Here is a 20,435-nt window from a genome sequence, read left to right on the forward strand (position 1 = left end):
CCGCCGGCCGCGCGCGCGCGCGCGGGGGGGCGGGGGGGGGGGGGGGGGCGGGCCGGGGGGGGGGGGGGGGGGGGCGGCGCCGGCCCCCCCCCCCGCGCCGGCGTCCGTCGCGGCGGGCGCCTCGCCGCGGTCGACCGCTCGGGTCACGACCGCCTCGCAGCGGCGGAACCGCTCCGTGTAGAAGGAGTGCAGGGCGTCGGCGGCGCGTGGCGACTGGAACGCCGCGCCGACGAAGGCGGTGGGCGCCGCCGCTCCGGCCGGGTCCTCGAAGCCCTCGACGACCTCCCGGGCGAGGGCGCGCAGGTCACCGGCGAGGCCGCCGGTGTCGGGCGGGGTCCAGTCGTCCTCGCCCGCGAGGTCGAGGGCGTCGGCCACCATGCCCTCCACCCCGCCCCAGCGGCGGTAGAGCGTCGTCTTGTGCACCCCTGAGTGCTCCGCCACGTACTCCACCGTCAGGGCGGGGTATCCGTGTTCGGCCAGCCCGGTGAGGACGGCGTCGCGGACGGCGGCCCGGGTGCGGGCGGTGCGGCCGCCGGGGCGCCGGCTGCCGGGTGCGGGTGCGTCCGGGTCCTCGATCACATCATTCAATTGCTACTCCTGTTGCGTTAGTGGCCCCGAGTCTGCCACACTCGACATTAATGCAACACGGGTTGTGTTTGTCGTCGCTCCAGGAGGTGCCGTGCCCGCACAGATCTCGCTCCACGACGTGACCGTCTCCCGCGGGGAGCGGATACTCCTCGACCGCGTCTCGCTCTCCGTCCGCCCCGGTGAGCGGATCGGGATCGTGGGGGAGAACGGCGCGGGCAAGTCGACCCTGCTCCATCTGCTGGCCGGCACGGACACGCCGGACGAGGGGCGGATCGTCGTCCAGGCCGACGGCGGGCTGCGGCTGCTCCGTCAGACCCCCGAACTGCCGCCCGACTCCACGGTGGCCGACGCCGTCGACTCGGCCCTGGCCGACTTCCGCGCCATGGAGACGCGGCTGCGCACCCTGGAGGCCCGCCTGGACGGCGGGCACGCCGACGACCTCGCCGCGTACGGGGAACTGCTCACCGCGTACGAGCTCCGCGGGGGATACGAGGCCGACGCCCGCGTCGACAAGGCGTTCCACGCCCTCGGGATCGCCCACATCTCCCGTGACCGACGACTCGGCAGCCTCTCCGGCGGGGAACAGGCCCGGCTCGGCATCGCCTGCGCCGTCGCGGCCGCCCCCGAGACGCTTCTGCTCGACGAACCCACCAACCACCTCGACGCGGTCGCGCTCGACTGGCTGGAGGAGGCCCTCCGCGGCCACCGGGGCACCGTCGTCGCCGTCTCCCACGACCGCGTCTTCCTGGAGCGCGTCACCACCGCGCTCGTCGAGGTCGACACCGACCGTCGGGCCCTCGTCCGCCACGGTGAGGGATACGCGGGATTCCGCGCCGCGCGGGAAGCCGAGCGGCGACGGCGACGCCAGGAGTTCGAGGAGTGGCACGCCGAGACCGAGCGCCTGGAGGCGTACGCGGAGGGCGCGGCCCACGCGGTGGCCGTGGGCCGCGGCATGAAGGACAACAACAAGATGGCCTACGACCGGGCCGCCGGCCGGGTCCAGGCGTCCGTCTCCGGTCGCGTCCGCAACGCCCGGGAGAGGCTGCGACGGCTCAGGGAGGAACCGGTGCCGGAACCGGCCCCGCCCCTCGCCTTCACCGCCCGCCCCGAGGCCGGAGCGGTGCGGGGCGAGCTGCTCGCCCTGGAGGGGATCCGGGTCGGGGACCGCCTCGCCGTCGACGCCCTCACCCTCGCGGCGGGCGAACGACTCCTGATCCACGGAGGCAACGGCGCGGGCAAGTCCACCCTGCTGCGCGTCATGGCCGGCGAGCTCGTACCCGACCGGGGCGAGGTGCGGCGCCGCGGCAGGATCGGCTTCCTGACCCAGGAGGTCACCGTCCGTCGACCGGCCGAGCCGCTCCTCGCGGCCTTCGGGCGGGGGCTCGGGCTCGACGAGGACGGCCTGGCCGAACGGATCCTGTCGTACGGGCTGTTCCGGCCCGCCGATCTCACGGTCCCCGTCGGCGCCCTCTCGGCGGGACAGCTGCGCAGGCTCGCGCTCGCGCGGCTGCTCGCCCGCCCCGCCGATCTGCTGCTCCTCGACGAGCCCGCCAACCATCTCGCCCTCGGCCTGGTCGAGGAGCTGGAGCAGGCCCTGGCGGAGTGGCCCGGCGCCCTCGTGGTGGTCTCGCACGACCGCGCGGCGCGGCGGGCGTTCACCGGACGGATACGCCGGATGGACTCCGGTCGCCTCCTCGACTGAGCCGAACGGGGTGGCTCCCTCTAGGGTCGGAGCATGGCACGACCGCGGCGCATCGTTCTCGTACGGCACGGAGAGTCCGAAGGCAATGTCGACGACACCGTCTACGAACGGGAGCCGGACCATGCCCTCCGGCTCACCGAGACCGGGCGACGGCAGGCGGAGGCGACGGGGGAGCGGCTCAGGGAGCTCTTCGGCGACGAGGCGGTCAGCGTGTACGTGTCGCCCTACCGCCGCACCCACGAGACCCTGCACGCCTTCCGGCTGCCTCCCGGACAGGTGAGGGTCCGGGAGGAGCCGCGGCTGCGGGAGCAGGACTGGGGCAACTGGCAGGACCGGGAGGACGTACGGCTCCAGAAGGTCTACCGGGACGCGTACGGGCACTTCTTCTACCGTTTCGCCCAGGGGGAGTCGGGAGCCGACGTCTACGACCGGGTCGGGGCCTTCCTGGAGAGCCTCTACCGCAGCTTCGAAGCCCCCGACCACCCGCCGAACGTCCTGCTGGTCACCCATGGTCTGACCATGCGGCTCTTCTGCATGAGGTGGTTCCACTGGAGCGTGGCGGAGTTCGAATCACTGTCGAATCCGGGCAACGCGGAGACCCGGGTGCTGCTGCTCGGGGAGGACGGACGCTATCGGCTGGACCGCCCGTTCGAACGCTGGTGTACCCCGGAACCGTACGGCCCCACCGGATAGAGTGGCGCACCGATGATCGCTGACTCCTCATTCGACCGGCGCTTCGACCGCGCCCTCGCCAGTCTGCGCGGACTGGCCGTGGGGGACGCCCTGGGTTCCCAGTTCTTCGTCCCCGCGCACTACCCCCTCCTGAAGCGGCGCGAACTGCCGCCCGGCTCCTGGCAGTGGACCGACGACACGGAGATGGCCTGCTCCGTCCTCGCCGTCCTCGCCCGACACGACCGCATCGACCAGGACGCCCTGGCCGCCTCCTTCGCCGAACACCACGACTTCGACCGGGGCTACGGCCCCGCCGTCAACCGGATGCTCCGACTGATCCGGGAGGGCGGCGACTGGCGCGAACTGGCCGCCGCGCTCTTCAACGGACAGGGCTCGTGGGGCAACGGCGCCGCGATGCGCATCGCCCCGCTCGGCGCCTGGTACGCCGACGACCCCGAGCAGGCCACCCACCAGGCCGAGATCTCCGCCTACCCCACCCACCAGCACCGCGAGGCCGTCGTCGGCGCCATGGCCGTCGCCGCGGCGGCCGCCCTCGCGGCCGCGCCCGCGGGTCCGCCCACCCCCGAGGCGCTGCTCGACGGAGTCATCGCCCTGGTCCCGCGCAGCGCGGTCGGCGCCGGGCTGCGCAGGGCCCGCGACATGCTGGACTACGGCGACGCCGGGACCGTGGCGGCGGTGCTCGGCAGCGGCCGGCGGACCAGCGCCCACGACACGGTGCCGTTCGCCCTCTGGTCGGCGGCCCGCGGCCTGGGCGACTTCGAGGCGACGTTCTGGACGACGGCGCAGGTCGGCGGGGACGTCGACACCACCTGCGCCATCGCCGGCGGCGTGGTGGCCTCCTCGGCCGCGGGCGCGCCCCCGGCGGGCTGGCTGGACCGGACCGAGGCGCTGCCCGCCTGGGTGCCGCAGGGCACGGCCCGGAGCTGAGCGCGACGGATGCCCGGGCCCCACGGGGTCCGGGCATCCGCCCCGGTCGTCGATCCGGCCGTCAGGCGACGGGGCCCGTGGCCTCGGCCTTGCCGCTGAGCGCCGCCAGGTCGCTCCGGCGGACCCGGATCACCAGGACCGCGGTGAGCAGCGCGACCGCGACCATCGCCACGCCCGCGGTGAAGGCGGTCGCGATGCCGGAGGTCAGCACCTCGTGGCTCCACGGCGCCGGGAGCTCCTTCGTGCGCAGGAACTCGGCCTGCTGCTCCGGTGTCGCGGTGGCGAGGAAGTCCGCCACCTGCTTCTCGCCCTCGGTACGGCTCGCCGTGCCGAAGACCGTCACCAGGATGGACAGCCCCAGCGAGCCGCCCACCTGCTGTGTCGCGTTGAGCAGCCCCGACGCGGCGCCGGCCTCGTGCTGGGCGACCCCCGAGACGGCCGTCAGCGTCAGGGTGACGAAGTTGAGGCCCATGCCGAAGCCGAAGAGGACCATCGGGCCGAGGACCCCGCCGACGTAGCTGCTGTCCGCGTCGATGAAGGTCAGCCAGAACAGGCCGAGGCCGGTGATCGTGGAACCGGCCACCATGAACGGCTTCGGGCCGGCGGTGGGCAGGAACCGCTGCGACAGCCCGGCGCCCGTCACGATGGCCACCGTGATCGGCAGGAACGCGAGACCGGACGCGATCGGGGAGTACCCCAGCACGTCCTGCACCCACAGGACGATGAAGAAGAACATGCCGAACATGGCGGCCGCGAGGCTCAGCATGATCACGTACGTGCCGGAGCGGTTCCGGTCGGCGAACATCCGCAGCGGCGTGATCGGTTCCTTCGCGCGCGACTCGACGAGGGCGAAGGCGACGAGCAGCAGTACCGCGGCGACGAACGAGCCGATCGTCAGCGAGTCCTTCCAGCCCTTTTCCGAGGCGCGGATGAAGCCGTAGACCAGGGCGGCCATGCCCAGCGTCGACGTCGCCGCCCCCGCGAGGTCGAACCGGCCGGGGTGGCGTTCCGACTCGTTGATGTACCGGGGGGTGAGGAACGCGATCAGAAGGCCGATGGGCACGTTGACGAAGAGCACCCAGCGCCAGTCCAGCCACTCGGTGAGCATCCCGCCGGCGAGCAGGCCGATCGCGCCGCCACCGGCCGAGACGGCGGCGAAGACGCCGAACGCCCGGTTGCGTTCCGGCCCTTCGGGGAACGTGGTGGTGATCAGGGCGAGCGAGGTCGGCGAGGCGATCGCGCCGCCCACGCCCTGCAGCGCCCGCGCGGCGAGCAGCTGCCAGGGTTCCTGTGCGAAGCCGCCGAGCAGCGAGGCGAAGGTGAAGATCAGGATGCCGGCCATGAAGACCCGGCGGCGGCCGAGGATGTCGCCGGCCCGGCCGCCGAGGAGCAGCAGACCGCCGAAGGTCAGCGTGTAGGCGCTGAGCACCCACGACAGGTCGGTGGTGGAGAAGGAGAGCGCGTCCTGGATGTGCGGGAGCGCGATGTTCACGATCGTGGCGTCGAGGACGACCATCAGCTGGCAGGCGGCGATGACCGTCAGTGCGATTCCCGGCCGGCCCCCGGAGCCGCCCAGGCCCTTTTCGGCCTGTGTGTCGACCGGAGTTGTTGTCACTATGGACCCCCCACGGAAGAATTAGTGAACGTGACCGTTCACTGCTCTTCACGGTAGTGAGTCCCCCTCAGTGAACGCAACCGTTCACTGAGCGCTGCCGGTGAATCGCCTCGGCCCCAACGGAGAGACCCTGATGATGACTTCACGCTCCACGGCCGCCGCCCGGCCGGGCGGAGCGGTGCCGCGCAGACGCGGACCGGTACTCGAACGCGCCATCCTCGAGGCAGCGCTCGACCAGCTGAGCAGCGTCGGATGGAACAGCCTGACCATGGAGGGTGTCGCGCTCCGTGCGCAGACGGGTAAAGCCGCGGTGTACCGGCGCTGGCCGTCCAAGGAAGACCTGGTCGCCGACGCCCTCCAGGCCGGACTGCCCCGGTTCGACGAGGCCCCCGACCTCGGCAGCGTCCGCGACGAGCTGTACGAGCTCTGCCGCCGCGTCCGCGACGTGATGACCTCACGCTCCGGCCTGGCCCTGCGCACCGTGCTTCACGAGTGCGACGAGGAAGCCGCCGTACGCTTCCGCGCCCTGATCGAGACGGGTGTCGTCGGCCCCTCGAAACAGCTCTTCGCGCACGCCCTGGAGCGCGGGATCAAGCGGGGAGAAGTGCGCTCCGACGCCATCGACGATCTTGTCCTCGATGTCATCCCGGCGCTGATGATGTACCGCTCCAAGGTGTGCGGCAGCGAATGGACCGACACCGAGATGGCCGATGTCATCGACCGGATCATGGTCCCGCTGGTGCGCTCGGCGCCGGCCTGACCGGGCCCGCGGGACGGAGGTGGAGCGCCTGACGGGAATCCGGGTACCGCACGCGGTACCCGGCGGCGTAACCTGTCAGGCGCCATGCCGTACGAACCCCCTACTCACACCGTCGAGCGGTCGATCCGAGCCACCACGGGCGCCAGGATCGTCGCCGGGGTCGACGAGGTCGGACGCGGGGCGTGGGCCGGGCCCGTCACCGTGTGCGCGGCCGTCACCGGTCTGCGCCGTCCCCCCGAGGGACTGACCGACTCCAAGCTGATCGCCCCGAAGCGGCGCGCCGAGCTCGCCGCACAGCTGGAGCGCTGGGTCACCGCCTACGCGCTCGGCGAGGCGTCCCCGCAGGAGATAGACGAACTCGGGATGACCGCGGCCCTGCGCCTCGCGGCCGTCCGGGCCCTCGACGGCCTCCCGGTCCGGCCGGACGCGGTCATCCTCGACGGCAAGCACGACTACCTCGGCAGCCCCTGGCAGGTGCGCACGGTGATCAAGGGCGACCAGTCCTGCATCGCCGTCGCCGCCGCCTCCGTGATCGCCAAGGTGCGGCGGGACGCCATGATGGCCCGGCTGGAGACCGGCCCCGACTGCGCGGGCTACGGCTTCGCGGCCAACGCGGGCTACCCTTCGCCCGTCCACAAGGCCGCGCTCGAGGAGCTGGGTCCCACCCCGTACCACCGGCTCTCCTGGTCCTACCTGGACGCCATGCCCCGATGGCGCCACCTCAAGAAGGTCCGTCTCTCCGCGGAGGCGGCCGCTCTGGAGAGCGGGGGCCAACTCGGCTTCGACTTCTGATCTTCCGGCCGCGGGACCTCACCGACGAGGCCCCGCCGGACCGGGGGCGCACGTGTGTGCCCACCCGACGGTGCCGTCCGAAACGGCATTTGATAGACATCCACCCATGCCTCTCCCTCCCGAGGAGCCTCAGATTCACGAGAGCGCCCAGGGTCCTAGCGCCACCGCGGCCGCCGGCCGCCCCGCGCCGACCCCACGTCCCGTCCCCGGCCCGCGTTCGGCGGCCTCCCCGCGTCCCGGTCGGCCGGGCCCCGGTCCGGCCCGCCCCACCCCGCCGGCCCCGCGGCCCGTCCCGGGTCCGCCCGCGGCCGAGAACCGTGCGGAGAATCGTTCCGCCGACGGCGGTCCGCAGCTCCAGCTCATCCCGGCCCCCTCAGACGGCGCCCTCGAAGCCGCCGAGGAGGCCCTCGACCTGCTCCTGGACAGCGGCCGGTCACCCGGCGACGTCCTGGTGCTCACCACCGGTGACCGCCACCCGTGGGCCGCGCACGAGCTGTCCTTCGGCGAGGACGCCTACTGGGCCCAGCAGGACTCCGCCGAGGACGTGTTCTTCGCGGACGCCGCCGCCGTGGACCGGGTCGCCACCCGTCCCGTGGTGATCGTCGCCGTCAACGGCGGTGACGACGAGGCGGTCGCCCGTGCCCTTCCGGTCGCCCGGTCGCGAGCGGCAGCCCTGCTCGTGGTCTGCGGTGACCCGCAGCGCGTCACCGAGGTGCTGGGCGCCGGAGTCTGACCGGTCGCGTCTCCGCCGGACCGGCAGCGGCCCGGCGGAGCGGCGGACGGTTCAGCGCGCCGCGGCCCTGCGCAGCGGCTCGGCCGCACCGCCCGCCGTCCTCGGCGTGAGGTGGCCGAGCTCGTCGTTCGGCTCGCCGAGCGCGAGCGGAGCGGAGTCCGAGCTCGGCCGGCGGCCGCCCCGGCCCTCGCCGAAGACCTGCCAGCCGGCCTTGGTCAGCGTGATGTACGCGCCGCAGCGCAGTCCGTGGAGCGTGCAGGCGTCACGGAGCCCCCACATCCAGGCCCCGTCCTCCTCCGTCCAGCGCTCGTCGCCGTCCCGGCAGTAGACGAGCACCGCGGTCCGCACCGGGGTGCGGCGCCGGAGGTCGTGCGGCACCACGCGCCGCAGATGGGCGAGGAGGGAGTTCCGGAACTCCCACCCGTCGGCGGGGCCGGGGCGGCGGACGAACGAGGCGCTGGCGGTGAGCCGCTCCTCGTGGTCGAGCACCGCCACGACCGCGGTCGTGGGCAGGGGGCGATGGCGGGAGTGCAGTCCGCTCACGACCTCACGCGGACTGCGCAGCAAGGGAATTCCGGCCGCGGCCCAGTCGGCCGGCTCCAGCATCCGGGCGAGACGGCTCGCAGAGGCGGAGCTCGAGCCGAGCGAGGTGGTGGACGGAGCGAATCCGAGGGTCACGGTCCTCCCTTCGGATACGCGCCCGCGAGGCGGGCAAGGTCGGGTGAGGGCGCAGCACGGCACAGTCCTTCCGGGCCGCTTCGAGCCGTGTGGGGCGGTTCCCCAATTCTGGCGTGGCCCGAGCGGGGGCGGCAACGAGCAATTGAGGCGGCTGACGGTAATGAACCGTTATGCCACTGATATCCCTGCCCAGTTACCCAGTATTCACTCGCCGTTTCCCGACCCTTCTCAACCCTGGACGGCGAGCACCAGTGGAAAGACTCCTTCCGCTCCGGAACGCAGCAGCAGCCGGGCGGCCACGGCCAGGGTCCAGCCGGTGTCGGACAGGTCGTCCACCAGGAGCACGGGACCGCCCGCCGCGGCCACCCGCTCCGCGACTCCCGGCGGCACTTCCAGGGCCCGGTGCAGTCCGATCACACGCTGGGCGCTGTTGGTCTGGGACAGATGCGCGTCCTCCGCCTCGGGCACGTACTCCACCGCCCCGAGGAGGGGCATCCGCCCGATCTCGGCGATCCGGGCGCCCAGCGAGCCGACCAGGGCCGGCCGCCGCCGCGAGGCCACCGTGACCACGCCGGCCGGCCGCGACGGGGCGTCGGAGCCGCCGGACGCCCAACCGCCGGGCCCCTTCGCCCAGTCGGCGAGCACCTGGACCACGGCCTGCACCACATCGTCCGGCACCGGACCGTCCGGCGTCGACTCGGCCAGCAGCGGCCGGAGCCGGTTGCCCCAGCCGATGTCCGACAGGCGCCCGAGGGCACGCCCGGCGAACGCCTGCTCGCCCGCCGGGATACGGCCCTTCAGATCGACCCCAGCGGCGGCCAGCCCCGTCGGCCACATCCGGCGCGGCTCCACCTCCACGCCAGGACGGCCCAGTTCGCCCCGCGCCGCGTCCAGTGCCGAGTCCGTCACCTTCGGATCGAACCGCGGGCCCGCGCAGTTGTCGCAGCGGCCGCAGGGCGCGGCCGCCTCGTCGTCCAGCCGCCGCCGCAGGAACTCCATGCGGCAGCCGGTCGTGGTGGCGTACTCGCGCATCGCCTGCTGCTCGGCGGAACGCTGCCGGGCCACCCACGCGTACCGTTCGGTGTCGTACACCCACGGCTGTCCGGTGCTCTCCCAGCCGCCCTTGACCCGCCGCACGGCGCCGTCCACGTCGAGGACCTTGAGCATCGTCTCCAGCCGGGTCCGGCGCAGCTCGACCAGCGGCTCCAGGGCGGGCAGCGACATCGGCCGGTCCGCGCCGGCGAGCACGTCGAGGGTCCGGCGCACCAGCTCCTCCGGCGGGAAGGCGACGGAGGCGAAGTACCGCCAGATCGCCTCGTCCTCCTTGCCCGGCAGCAGCAGCACCTCCGCGTGCTCCACGCCGCGCCCGGCGCGGCCGACCTGCTGGTAGTAGGCGATGGGGGAGGACGGCGAGCCGAGGTGCACGACGAAGCCGAGGTCCGGCTTGTCGAAGCCCATGCCGAGCGCCGAGGTCGCCACCAGCGCCTTCACCCGGTTGGCCAGCAGGTCCTCCTCGGCCTGCTGGCGGTCCGCGTTCTCCGTGCGTCCCGTGTACGAGGCGACCGTGTGCCCGCACTGGCGCAGGTACGCGGTGACCTCCTCCGCCGCCGCGACGGTCAGCGTGTAGACGATCCCGGAGCCGGGCAGCTCGTGGAGGTGGTCGGCGAGCCAGGCCAGGCGGTGGGCCGCGTCGGGCAGGGTGACCACGCCGAGGCTGAGCGACTCGCGGTCCAGCGGGCCGCGCAGGACGAGGGCGTCGGTGCCCGCGCCGGTGCCGAGCTGTTCGGCGACGTCCGCGGTCACCCGGGCGTTCGCGGTGGCGGTGGTGGCGAGCACCGGCACCCCGGCCGGAAGGTCCGCCAGCATCGTGCGCAGCCGTCGGTAGTCCGGCCGGAAGTCGTGCCCCCAGTCGGAGATGCAGTGCGCCTCGTCCACCACCAGCAGTCCCGTGGCGGCCGCCAGCCGCGGCAGGACCTGGTCCCGGAAGTCCGGATTGTTCAGCCGCTCCGGGGAGACGAGCAGGACGTCGACCTCGCCGGCGGCGACCTCCTCCTGGACGCTCTCCCACTCCTCCGTGTTCGACGAGTTGATCGTGCGCGCCCGGATGCCGGCCCGGGCCGCCGCGTCCACCTGGTTGCGCATGAGCGCGAGCAGCGGCGACACGATGACGGTGGGCCCGCTGCCGCGCTCGCGCAGCAGGGAGGTCGCCACGAAGTACACGGCGGACTTCCCCCAGCCGGTCCGCTGGACGACCAGCGCCCGGCGGTGGTCGGCGACCAGCGCCTCGATGGCGCGCCACTGGTCCTCGCGGAGTCTCGCCGTGCCGGTCGGGTCCCCGACGAGTCGGGCCAGTACGGCGTCGGCGGAGGTGCGGAGCGCGGCGCGGTCGTCCGGGAGGTCTGCGTGGGTCATGCCTCCCATGCAACCCGATGCCTCGGACATTCGGCGAACGAGCCGGCGATCTGTGGACAGCGCAAATCGGATCATCAGGTCGTATGAGTTAGTTATCCACAGGGGTTGTCGGAAATCGGAGATCACGAGACCGTCCTCGCCATGAACGCGAATCACCACGAAATCAGCGCATCCACCCGAGGCCAGCAGATCACCCTGCGCAGCGCCGCCGAGCTCGCCGACGCCCTGCCCTTCGTGCTCGGCTTCCACCCGACCGACTCGGTCGTGCTCGTCGCCCTGCACGGTCCGAACGGACGCTTCGGCGGCCGGGTCAGGATCGGCATTCCCCGCGCGCCCGGCGAGTGGGACTCCACCGCGGACCACCTGGCCGAATGCCTCATCGAGACATCGGCCCGGCGCACCTCGCCACCCGACGGCATCGTCGGCTTCCTCTGCCAGGACCCGCGTCCGGGCGAGACCGCCGGCGAGGTCTACGAGCGGCTGCGGCCGTTCGCCCAGCGGCTGCGGACCGCCTGCGGAGCCCTCGACATCCCGGTCTACGAGGTGCTGTGCATCTCCGGCGGCCGCCACTTCTCGTACTGCTGCCCCGACGAGCGCTGCTGCCCGCCCGACGGCACCCCCCTCGCCCTCGGCGGCACCTCGGTCATGGCCGCCGCGGCGGCGTACGCGGGAATCCAGGTACGCGGCTCGCTGCGGGAGATGGAGGCCCGTTTCAAGCCCACCGGCGCACCCGGCGACGCACCGCAGCGAACCGCGCTCGACGCAGCCGCGGCCCGGATCGTCCCCCTCGTCGTGGACGGAGCGGAGGAGGAGGGCAAGGCGCGACTGCGGGAGACGACGCTGGCGCTCGCGGGCCGGCTCCTGGGCAGGTTCGCCGAGCCGCCGCGCCGGATCGGGCCGGACGGCGCCCGCCGCGGCCAGGCCGCGCTCGACGCCGACGACGACGCCCGCGTCGAGCCCGCCGAAGCGGCCGCGGTCATCCTCGGGCTCCAGGACCGGATCACCCGCGACCGCCTCGCCGAATGGATGGAAGGGGCCGAGGGCGCCGCCGCCGTGCGGCTCTGGCGGGTCCTGGCCCGTCGCTGCGTCGCCCCCTACCAGGAGTACGCCGCCGCCCCGCTGACCCTCGCCGGCTGGGCCGCCTGGTCCACCGGCGACGAACCCACCGCCCGCGTCGCCCTCAACCTCGCCCTGGACGCGGATTCCGAGTACGTCTTCGCACGGCTGCTGCACCAGGCGTGCAACGAGGGCCTCGAACCCGAGTCGCTGCGCTCCTGCCTGCGCAGCGAACGGGAGAACCGGGTGGCGGCGGAGCGGACCGCCGCCGCGCACGCCCGCCGCACCCGGACCCGCACCCGAGGAGCCCGCCCCGGCGGACCGCGGCTGGTGCTTCCGAAGGCGGGGGCCGGCGGTGCCCGGCGGGGACGCGGGACGCCGGGCGCGCGGCCCGCCGGACGTGCCTCCACCCGGCCGGGAGGCCCCGCGCCGCGGCACGGCGGCCGGCGCGGCACGAGGAGCGGCCGATGACGACCGTGACCCCGCACACCACCCGACCGTTCACCTCTGTGGCGGAGCCGGGCGAGCCGTGCCGCCGACACCCTGCCGGCCGTCCGGATCGCACAGAGAGCACGTCGCACCCCTCATGGTCCTCAGCCCTGTCCCGGCCCCCGGACGCACGGCGGAACAGCCCACCGGGCAAGCCCCCGTGGGCGGCGCCCCCGCCGCCCCCGGGGCCCGCCCCGGGGAACTCCCCCCGGTTCACGACGCCCTCCTGTGCGTGGCCCTGCCCGCCTTCGCCGTCTCTCCCCGGCACGGCCAGCTCACCGGGCACGGCCCCGAAGGCGTCTACGCGTCGGGGCGGCGACTCCTCTCGCGCAGCGTCCTGCGGATCGCCGGACGCGAGCCCGTCCCGCTCCAGGGACGGCTCGCCGCCGCGGACCGGGCCGTGTTCGTCGGCGCCCTCCGGGTCCCCGGCGACACCGGCCCCGACCCGGCGGTCACCGTCGAGCGCTCCCGGGGCGCCGACGGAACCGAGCGGATCACCCTCCGCAGCGCCACCCCCCGCCCCGTCCGCCTCCCGGTGGAGCTCGCTCTGGGCACGGATCTCGCGGAGCTGGCCGCGGTCGCGTCCGGCAGGAGCCGCCCCGAGCTCAGGGCCGGCGTCCACGGCACCGGCCTCCGCTGGACCGCACCCGACGGACGGTCCGTCGCCGTCACGGCCGACCCGGCGCCCATGGACGCCCTGGCGGCGGCCGGGGTCCTCCGCTGGGAAGCCGATCTCGCCCCCGGCGCCGCCCTCACCCTCCACCTCCGCCTCCACGCCGGGCGGGCCCCCGGGGCGGCCCCGCCCGGCAGCCGCCCCGGCGGCCACCTGCTCTCCGACGCGCAGGCGGAAGGCGACGACCGCCGGCCCGGGGAACTGCTCCGCGTCTCCGTCGAGGACCTGCGGGCCCTCCTCCAGCGCGATCCCGCGCACCCCGCCGACGTCCATCTCGCGGCCGGCGTCCCGTGGCGCTGCGGGCCCGTCACCGCGGAGGCCCTCTGGGCGGCCCGCATGGCCCTGCCGCTCGGCACCCGGCTCGCCGCCACCACACTCCGCGCCCTCGGCCGCACCCAGCTCACCGCCGGCGCCCAGGCCGGGCGCATCCCCGGCCCACTGCGGGACGCCGGTCCGCACCTCCCGCCCCGCTGCACCGGAGTCGAGGCCACCCTCGCCTTCCCCGTCGTCCTCGCGGAGGCGCGACGGTGGGGCCTCCCCGCGGCCGACCTCGACGAGCTCCTTCCGGTGGCGGAGCGCTGCCTCGGCTGGCTGCGCCGTGGCCTCGACGCGGACGGGCTCCTGCCGGACCCGGCTCCCGGCGGACCCTGGCGGGCCGAGACCCAGGCCCACGCCCACCGGGCCGCCCTGCTCGGGGCCGACCTCCTCGACGCCTGCGGGCGGCCCGGCGGGGCGGACCTCCGGGCCGCGGCCCGCACCCTCCGCGAGCGGTTCCGGAGCGCCTTCTGGCTCGACGACCCGTCCGGCGGCCGGCCCGCCGCCGTACGAACACCGGAGGGACGCGCCCGGCCCCAGCTCGGCGGATGGGCCGCCCACCTCCTCGACACCGGGCTCCTCGACGGCGGCCGGTACGCCCAGGGGCTTCTCGACCGGGCCGAGACCGAACAGGTCGCGCGGCTGCTCGGCACCCCGGCGCTCGATTCGGGCTGGGGGCTGCGCGGTCTCGGCACCAAGGAACCGGGCCACAACCCGTTCGGACACCGAGCCGGAGCCGTCCGGGTCCACGAGACGGCCGTCGCCATCTCAGGGCTGGCCGCCGCCGGTCACGAGAAGGAGGCCGCCGCCCTGCTGCGGGGCCTCCTCGACGCCGCCGAGCACTTCGGCCACCGGCTGCCCGAGATGTACGCGGGCGAGCAGCGCACCGCGGGCGCCCACCCCGTGCCGCACCCGGCCGCCTGCCGGCCCGCCGCCGTCGCGGCCGCCGGAGCGGTCCACGCGCTCGCCGCCCTGGCCGGGATCCGCCCCGACGCCCCCGGCGGGAGCGTCGCCGTCCAGCCGATGCCCTCCGCGCCGCTGGGGGCCATCCGGTTCTCGGGGCTCGTGGTCGCAGGCGAACCCTTCGCCGTGCGGGTGAGCCGCCTCGGACTCGGTATGGTCGAGGAGGCCGCCGAGGGACTGCAGCTGGGGGTGTGACGGATGCCGGGCACGGAGACGAGGGAGTCCTCGCGACCGGGTGACGAAGTCACGGACGGAGAGCACGCGGGGCGTGTTTATCGTCAGGAAGACGACTATGATCGCGGCATGCCTCCCTACGACCCGTCGGCCTTCCCGCCCTTCGCTGTCACCGTCGACCTGGTCGTCCTCACCGTGCGGAGCCACGCACTGTGCACCCTGGTCGTCCGCAGGGGAGAAGCGCCCTTCCAGGGACGGTGGGCACTGCCCGGAGGCTTCGTCCGCGACGACGAGGACCTCGGCGCCGCCGCAGCGCGCGAGCTGGCCGAGGAGACCGGACTGCGCGCCCACGACCCGTCGGCTCCTCAGCCGGTGCCGGACAACGGCGCGCACCTGGAACAGCTCGCCACGTACGGGGCGCCCGAGCGCGACCCGCGGATGCGGGTGGTGAGCGTCGCGCACCTCGCGCTCGCCCCCGACCTGCCCGCGCCCCGGCCCGGCGGCGACGCCCACAGCGCGCGCTGGGCGCCCGTGGAGGAACTGCTCGACCAGGCACGGGCGGCGGGCGGCGACTCCCCGGACGCGCTCGCCTTCGACCACGCCCAGATCCTCTCCGACGGGGTGGAGCGGGCCCGCTCCAAGATCGAGTACTCCTCGCTGGCCACCGCGTTCTGCCCGCCCGAGTTCACCGTCGGCGAGCTGCGCCGGGTCTACGAAGCCGTCTGGGGCGTCTCGCTCGACCCGCGCAACTTCCACCGCAAGGTCACCGGGACCCCCGGCTTCCTCGTCCCGACCGGCGGGACCACCACCCGTCAGGGAGGGCGCCCCGCCCAGCTGTTCAGGGCCGGCGGGGCCACCCTGCTCAACCCGCCGATGCTGCGCCCCGAGGTCTGAGGGGCGCACGGATCCGCCGCCCCCGGGGCGGCAACCCTGCGGCAAAAGTCCGAAATCTGGCGTTATCTTGCTGCGATAGCGCCGCCCTGCCGCGGAGCGGTGACACCTACCGCGAGAGAAGCGATGCTCCAGGCCATCGGACTGACCAGCACCCCCCGCCGCGATCGCCCGCCCGCCGTGGACGATCTGACCTTCGAGGCTCCGACGGGAGCCGTGACCGCCCTCGTCGGCCCCCCGGGCTCCGGCAAGACGACCGCCCTGCGCCTGCTGCTCGAACTCGACCCGGGGCGTGGACTCACCTACTTCCGGGGGCGGCCGCTGCGCCGGATCGCCCAGCCCGCGCGCGAGGTCGGCGTGGTCCTCGGTGAGGTGCCCGGACACCCCTCCCGTACCGTGCGCGGACAGCTGCGGATGCTCGCCGCGGGAGCGGGAGTTCCGGTCGCCCGGGCCGACGAGGTGATCCGCGCCGTGGGACTCGGCGGGCTGGAGGGGCGACGGCTCGGCACCCTGCCGCGCGGGGCCGACCGCCGACTCGCCCTGGCCGCCGCCCTGTTGGGAGAGCCGCACACGCTGCTCCTCGACGATCCGGGGGCGGGGCTGTCCCCGGCGGAGCGGATCCGGCTGTACGAGCTGCTGCGCGCGCACGCGCGGGCGGGCGGCACCGTCCTCTACACGACCAGGGACCCCAAGGACGCGGCCCGCAACGCCGACCATGTCGTCACCCTCGACGCCGGCCGTCTGGTCGCCGCCCAGGACGCCGGCGACTTCGCCCGCACCCGGCTGCGACCGAGGGTCGCCGTCCGCTCCCCGCAGGCCGCCCGCCTCGCCGCCGCCGTGACCCAGGAGGCCCGGTCCGCCCGCCGCCCGGTCGAGGTCGTCACGGAGGACGGCAACCTCCTCCTGGTGTACGGCGGTGACTGCGCCCAGGTGGGGGACATCGCGTTCCGGCACGGCGTACCGGTCCACCGGCTCGCGGACGAGACCGGGGACGCGGGGCCCGGACCCACCGGGACGAGGCCGGAAGGGACTGCCGAGGCCCGCCCGGCGGCGGACGCCGGCGCTCCGGACCGGGCGGCGACGGCGCGTCGGCCGGTCCGCTCGCCGCTGCGCCCGCTCCGGTACGAGCTGCGCCGGATCCTCGGCGTACCGTCCACGGGGCTGGTGGTGGCGGGAGTCCTGGCGGTGTCGGCCGTGCTCGCGGTGCTGCTCGGCAGGGGCGGCGGCACCCCCCTCCCGGCGGTGCTGGCCGCCTGGCCCGACCTGCTGCCGCTGCCGCCCGCCGCGCTCGGCGCCGGTCTCCTCGGCGCCCTCTCCTTCGGCGAGGAGTACCGCTACCCCGTGCTCGCCGCGGGCCGCGGAGCCGTGCCGCGGCGGCTCGCGCTGCTGCTCGCCAAGCTCGCCGTGGCCGCGCTCGGCGCGCTGCTCCTCGGTGCGCTGGTGGCGGCGGCCGATCTGGCGGCCCTCCGCCTCTGCTACGGAGCCGACTTGATCTCCGTACCGGACAACTGGGCTCCGATGGCCGCGAGTTGGCTGGGGCTCACGGTCGGCTGCGCGTGGGCCGGGGTGCTGGGGGCCGGAGTGTTCCGGGCCGCGGCGGCCGGGGTGGCCGCCGTTCTCTTCGTGCCGGTCGCGCTCGTCCCGCTGCTGGGGCAGGTGATGAGCGGCCCCGCGGTCCGGTCCGTCGCCGGACTCCCCGCCCGGCTGCGCGAGTTCGCCGGGCCGCGGTGGGCGCCGTCCCTCGATCGCTGGATCGCCGGGGCTCTGGAGGTGGTGGGGCAGCCCGCCGGTGTGGCCCTCGCGCTCACGTTGACGGTCCTGCTCTGCGCCTATGTGGTCACCGGCCTTCGTCCGCAGGCCCGTTGGTGATCACTTCCGGATCGATATGTTCCGGTTGGGTCGCAACTCCCTTGAGGAATGCCGCTTATGTCCGAATAATCGTCAATTGCGTAGCGAGTGCCGATCACCCTTTCGTGTGCTTTTCACCAAAGACCTCAAGGGTCACGGAGGCCACGCCGACAAAGGATGCGTGAGTACCCTTGCGCACACGATGATGACCGCCGCCCGCTCCGTCGACTCCGGCCTCGGCGCCCCGGGCGATCTCGACCGCTACCCCTACGCGGAGGCCCCCGTCGCCGACCGCGTGAGCCCGCCCTCCTGGGAGGGGGTGGACACGGACCTCGGCCGCGTCGGCCGCCGCACCGCCGGCAGCCGCGGCCGCGGTCTGCACGGCCAGCTCGTCCAGCAGCTCGGCCAGATGATCGTCTCCGGCGACCTCGGCGCGGACCGCCCCCTCGTCCCCGAGGAGATCGGCCAGCGCTTCGAGGTCTCGCGCACCGTCGTGCGCGAGTCCCTCCGCGTCCTGGAGGCCAAGGGCCTGGTCAGCGCCCGGCCCAACGTCGGCACCCGGGTCCGCCCGGTCAGCGACTGGAACCTGCTCGACCCCGACATCATCGAGTGGCGCGCCTTCGGCCCGCAGCGCGACGACCAGCGGCGCGAGCTCAACGAGCTGCGCTGGACCATCGAGCCGCTGGCCGCCCGCCTCGCCGCGGGTCACGGCCGCGAGGACGTGCAGCAGCGCCTCGCCGACATGGTCGAGATCATGGGGCACGCGTACGCGCAGGGTGACGGCATCACCTTCTCCCGGGCCGACACCGAGTTCCACTCCCTGCTCATCCAGCTCGCCGGCAACCGCATGCTGGAGCACCTGTCCGGCATCGTCGCCGCCGCCCTCCAGGTCTCCGGCGGCCCCGCCACCGGCTGCGACCGCCCGGGCGAGAGCTGCCTGGCGCACCACGCCAGGATCGTCGACGCCCTCGCCGCCGGGGACGCCCTCGGGGCCGAGACCGCCATGCGTCAACTGCTCACGGTCCACCCCGAGGTGGAGCCCCGCGTGGTCCCCGCCCCCCGCGAACACTGATCCGCGGACCGTGGCCGGAAGCGCACGGGCGCGTACGCAGGGAGAGCCGCCGGATCCGAGCGCGGTCCGGGGAGCCCGGAGGGGTTCCCCGGACCGCGCCAGGGTGCCGGCGGCGCCGAATGTACGCTTGACTCCCTTCCGTCCGGTTCGTCGCGGATGCGGTGTGACTCGGGACACGAAGATTGGGCGTAACACTCCTCCGAGCCGTGCGATGACCTAAGAGGTGACAGCCGAGGAAGGAATACAGCAGCCGGTGCAGGCGCTGTGCAGTTCCCCGGTCCAGCCCGCGCCGTCGGCACATTCCCCGTCGACGGTCGTCGGCTCCGGCCCGAACCCGGGCGGGGCCGGAAGCCGTTTCCATCGTTCCGAGAGGTTGTTCGTGTCGGCCAGCACATCCCGTACGCTCCCGCCGGAGATCGCCGAGTCCGAGTCTGTGATGGCGCTCATCGAGCGGGGAAAGGCTGATGGGCAGATCGCCGGCGATGACGTGCGTCGGGCCTTCGAGGCTGACCAGATTCCGCCAACCCAGTGGAAGAATGTTCTGCGCAGCCTCAATCAGATCCTCGAGGAAGAGGGTGTGACGCTGATGGTCAGTGCAGCGGAGTCGCCGAAGCGCGCCCGCAAGAGCGCAGCAGCGAAGAGCCCGGCCAAGCGCACCGCCGCCAAGACGACCGTCACCGCCAGGGCGGCGACGGTGACGAGGACCACCGTCGCGACCGGTTCGACCGCCCCCGCGGCCGAGAGCGCCGACCCGGCCGACGAGGCCGCGTCGCCCGCCAAGAAGGCGGTCGCGAAGAAGGCGGCCGTCAAGAAGACGGCTGCCAAGAAGACCGTCGCCAAGAAGACGGCGGCCAAGAAGACCGCGTCCAAGAAGTCCGACGACGAACTCATCGAGGGCGAGGAGCTGCTCGAGGACGTCGCGCCGGGCAAGGACGAGGAAGAGGCCGAGGGCGAGACCAAGGGCTTCGTGCTGTCCGACGAGGACGAGGACGACGCTCCCGCCCAGCAGGTCGCCGTGGCCGGTGCCACCGCCGACCCGGTCAAGGACTACCTGAAGCAGATCGGCAAGGTCCCCCTGCTCAACGCCGAGCAGGAGGTCGAGCTCGCCAAGCGCATCGAGGCCGGTCTCTTCGCCGAGGACAAGCTCGCGGGCTCGGACAAGATCGCGCCGAAGCTCAAGCGCGAGCTGGAGATCATCGCCGAGGACGGCCGCCGCGCCAAGAACCACCTCCTGGAGGCCAACCTCCGTCTGGTGGTCTCGCTGGCCAAGCGCTACACCGGCCGCGGCATGCTCTTCCTGGACCTGATCCAGGAGGGCAACCTGGGTCTGATCCGCGCGGTCGAGAAGTTCGACTACACCAAGGGCTACAAGTTCTCCACGTACGCCACCTGGTGGATCCGTCAGGCGATCACCCGCGCCATGGCCGACCAGGCCCGCACCATCCGCATCCCGGTGCACATGGTCGAGGTCATCAACAAGCTCGCGCGCGTCCAGCGCCAGATGCTCCAGGACCTGGGCCGCGAGCCCACCCCGGAGGAGCTGGCCAAGGAGCTCGACATGACCCCGGAGAAGGTCATCGAGGTCCAGAAGTACGGCCGCGAGCCGATCTCCCTCCACACCCCCCTGGGTGAGGACGGCGACAGCGAGTTCGGTGACCTCATCGAGGACTCCGAGGCGGTCGTGCCGGCCGACGCGGTCAGCTTCACGCTCCTCCAGGAGCAGCTGCACTCCGTCCTCGACACGCTCTCCGAGCGTGAGGCCGGCGTCGTCTCCATGCGCTTCGGTCTCACCGACGGTCAGCCGAAGACGCTGGACGAGATCGGCAAGGTCTACGGCGTGACCCGTGAGCGGATCCGCCAGATCGAGTCGAAGACGATGTCGAAGCTGCGCCACCCGTCGCGCTCGCAGGTCCTGCGCGACTACCTCGACTGACCGTCCCGGCCCGTCCGGGACGCACAGCAGTGGGGGGGGGGGGCCCGGGGCCCCCCCCGGGGCCCGGCCCGCCGGCCGGGGGGCCCGGGGGGGGGGGCGCCCCGGCCCCCCCCCGGGGGCT

General features: G+C 74.1%; 16 protein-coding genes. 12 read left to right on the top strand and 4 right to left on the bottom strand.

The window, feature by feature from the left end:
• Window positions 1–588: TetR/AcrR family transcriptional regulator C-terminal ligand-binding domain-containing protein (locus ACFW1I_RS18660; RefSeq protein WP_384671017.1), on the bottom strand; the 588-nt coding region annotated here is incomplete at its 3' end.
• Between the two features lie 91 nt (window positions 589–679).
• Here ACFW1I_RS18660 and ACFW1I_RS18665 point away from each other — a divergent pair.
• The 3 genes from ACFW1I_RS18665 to ACFW1I_RS18675 are packed head-to-tail and all read left to right on the top strand — an operon-like array spanning window position 680 to window position 3,910.
• Window positions 680–2,290, top strand: coding sequence for an ABC-F family ATP-binding cassette domain-containing protein (locus ACFW1I_RS18665; RefSeq protein WP_384671019.1), 1,611 nt, complete (start codon window positions 680–682; stop codon window positions 2,288–2,290).
• 33 nt (window positions 2,291–2,323) lie between these two features.
• The gene (locus ACFW1I_RS18670; protein ID WP_384671022.1) at window positions 2,324–2,983 is read left to right on the top strand and encodes a histidine phosphatase family protein; all 660 of its coding nucleotides are present in this window, start codon (window positions 2,324–2,326) and stop codon (window positions 2,981–2,983) included.
• 12 nt (window positions 2,984–2,995) lie between these two features.
• On the top strand, window positions 2,996–3,910 hold the full coding sequence (locus tag ACFW1I_RS18675; protein WP_384671025.1) for an ADP-ribosylglycohydrolase family protein: 915 nt from the start codon (window positions 2,996–2,998) through the stop codon (window positions 3,908–3,910).
• A gap of 61 nt (window positions 3,911–3,971) precedes the next feature.
• Here the strand turns inward: ACFW1I_RS18675 and ACFW1I_RS18680 are convergent, their stop codons facing one another.
• Window positions 3,972–5,525 carry an MFS transporter gene (locus ACFW1I_RS18680; RefSeq protein ID WP_384671028.1) on the bottom strand — a complete coding sequence of 518 codons (1,554 nt, stop codon included), beginning with the start codon at window positions 5,523–5,525 and terminating at the stop codon, window positions 3,972–3,974.
• Between the two features lie 133 nt (window positions 5,526–5,658).
• Between ACFW1I_RS18680 and ACFW1I_RS18685 the strand changes: the two genes are divergently transcribed.
• The 3 genes from ACFW1I_RS18685 to ACFW1I_RS18695 all read left to right on the top strand — a co-directional run bounded on the left by ACFW1I_RS18685 (window position 5,659) and on the right by ACFW1I_RS18695 (window position 7,810).
• Window positions 5,659–6,285 carry a TetR/AcrR family transcriptional regulator gene (locus ACFW1I_RS18685; RefSeq protein ID WP_384671030.1) on the top strand — a complete coding sequence of 209 codons (627 nt, stop codon included), beginning with the start codon at window positions 5,659–5,661 and terminating at the stop codon, window positions 6,283–6,285.
• An 84-nt stretch (window positions 6,286–6,369) separates the two neighbouring features.
• Entirely contained in the window at window positions 6,370–7,077 is a 708-nt protein-coding gene (locus ACFW1I_RS18690; protein ID WP_384671032.1) for a ribonuclease HII, read from the top strand.
• A gap of 106 nt (window positions 7,078–7,183) precedes the next feature.
• On the top strand, window positions 7,184–7,810 hold the full coding sequence (locus tag ACFW1I_RS18695) for a hypothetical protein (RefSeq protein WP_384671034.1): 627 nt from the start codon (window positions 7,184–7,186) through the stop codon (window positions 7,808–7,810).
• 51 nt (window positions 7,811–7,861) lie between these two features.
• On the opposite strand, the gene ACFW1I_RS18700 is transcribed toward ACFW1I_RS18695, so the two are convergent.
• Together ACFW1I_RS18700 and ACFW1I_RS18705 are read right to left on the bottom strand one after the other, a co-directional pair.
• The gene (locus tag ACFW1I_RS18700; protein ID WP_384671036.1) at window positions 7,862–8,488 is read right to left on the bottom strand and encodes a hypothetical protein; all 627 of its coding nucleotides are present in this window, start codon (window positions 8,486–8,488) and stop codon (window positions 7,862–7,864) included.
• Window positions 8,489–8,716: 228 nt separating this feature from the next.
• Window positions 8,717–10,900, bottom strand: a complete 2,184-nt coding sequence (locus tag ACFW1I_RS18705) for a RecQ family ATP-dependent DNA helicase (protein WP_384671039.1) — start codon at window positions 10,898–10,900, stop codon at window positions 8,717–8,719.
• A 141-nt stretch (window positions 10,901–11,041) separates the two neighbouring features.
• Here ACFW1I_RS18705 and ACFW1I_RS18710 point away from each other — a divergent pair, with 141 nt between their 5' ends.
• The 6 genes from ACFW1I_RS18710 (at window position 11,042) to ACFW1I_RS18735 (ending at window position 20,314) form a co-directional block, all read left to right on the top strand.
• Window positions 11,042–12,427 (top strand): DUF4192 domain-containing protein, encoded by a 1,386-nt coding sequence (locus ACFW1I_RS18710; RefSeq protein ID WP_384671042.1) that lies wholly within the window; start codon window positions 11,042–11,044, stop codon window positions 12,425–12,427.
• 115 nt (window positions 12,428–12,542) lie between these two features.
• Complete coding sequence (locus tag ACFW1I_RS18715) at window positions 12,543–14,591, top strand: glycogen debranching N-terminal domain-containing protein (protein ID WP_384671044.1); 2,049 nt, start codon at window positions 12,543–12,545, stop codon at window positions 14,589–14,591.
• Between the two features lie 108 nt (window positions 14,592–14,699).
• A complete protein-coding gene (locus ACFW1I_RS18720; protein ID WP_384671047.1) occupies window positions 14,700–15,464 on the top strand; it encodes an NUDIX domain-containing protein in 765 nt (254 codons plus the stop codon).
• 123 nt (window positions 15,465–15,587) lie between these two features.
• Window positions 15,588–17,330 (top strand): ATP-binding cassette domain-containing protein, encoded by a 1,743-nt coding sequence (locus ACFW1I_RS18725; protein ID WP_384671049.1) that lies wholly within the window; start codon window positions 15,588–15,590, stop codon window positions 17,328–17,330.
• Window positions 17,331–17,490: 160 nt separating this feature from the next.
• Complete coding sequence (locus ACFW1I_RS18730) at window positions 17,491–18,381, top strand: FadR/GntR family transcriptional regulator (protein ID WP_384671052.1); 891 nt, start codon at window positions 17,491–17,493, stop codon at window positions 18,379–18,381.
• Window positions 18,382–18,760: 379 nt separating this feature from the next.
• The gene (locus ACFW1I_RS18735; protein ID WP_384671054.1) at window positions 18,761–20,314 is read left to right on the top strand and encodes an RNA polymerase sigma factor; all 1,554 of its coding nucleotides are present in this window, start codon (window positions 18,761–18,763) and stop codon (window positions 20,312–20,314) included.
• The last annotated feature ends 121 nt before the right edge of the window (window positions 20,315–20,435 follow it).

This window comes from Streptomyces sp. NPDC058955, from assembly GCF_042741435.1.
In the GTDB taxonomy this organism is placed as follows: Bacteria; Actinomycetota; Actinomycetes; order Streptomycetales; family Streptomycetaceae; genus Streptomyces.

What these genes read in the sequence shown, in the direction of transcription:
- ACFW1I_RS18695 (WP_384671034.1), top strand. Translation starts at nt 7,184, where the DNA reads ATGCCTCTCCCTCCCGAGGAGCCTCAGATTCACGAGAGCGCCCAGGGT.
- ACFW1I_RS18690 (WP_384671032.1), top strand. Translation starts at nt 6,370, where the DNA reads ATGCCGTACGAACCCCCTACTCACACCGTCGAGCGGTCGATCCGAGCC.
- ACFW1I_RS18705 (WP_384671039.1), bottom strand. Translation starts at nt 10,900, where the DNA reads ATGACCCACGCAGACCTCCCGGACGACCGCGCCGCGCTCCGCACCTCC.
- ACFW1I_RS18685 (WP_384671030.1), top strand. Translation starts at nt 5,659, where the DNA reads ATGATGACTTCACGCTCCACGGCCGCCGCCCGGCCGGGCGGAGCGGTG.
- ACFW1I_RS18670 (WP_384671022.1), top strand. Translation starts at nt 2,324, where the DNA reads ATGGCACGACCGCGGCGCATCGTTCTCGTACGGCACGGAGAGTCCGAA.
- ACFW1I_RS18710 (WP_384671042.1), top strand. Translation starts at nt 11,042, where the DNA reads ATGAACGCGAATCACCACGAAATCAGCGCATCCACCCGAGGCCAGCAG.
- ACFW1I_RS18715 (WP_384671044.1), top strand. Translation starts at nt 12,543, where the DNA reads ATGGTCCTCAGCCCTGTCCCGGCCCCCGGACGCACGGCGGAACAGCCC.
- ACFW1I_RS18720 (WP_384671047.1), top strand. Translation starts at nt 14,700, where the DNA reads ATGCCTCCCTACGACCCGTCGGCCTTCCCGCCCTTCGCTGTCACCGTC.
- ACFW1I_RS18675 (WP_384671025.1), top strand. Translation starts at nt 2,996, where the DNA reads ATGATCGCTGACTCCTCATTCGACCGGCGCTTCGACCGCGCCCTCGCC.
- ACFW1I_RS18725 (WP_384671049.1), top strand. Translation starts at nt 15,588, where the DNA reads ATGCTCCAGGCCATCGGACTGACCAGCACCCCCCGCCGCGATCGCCCG.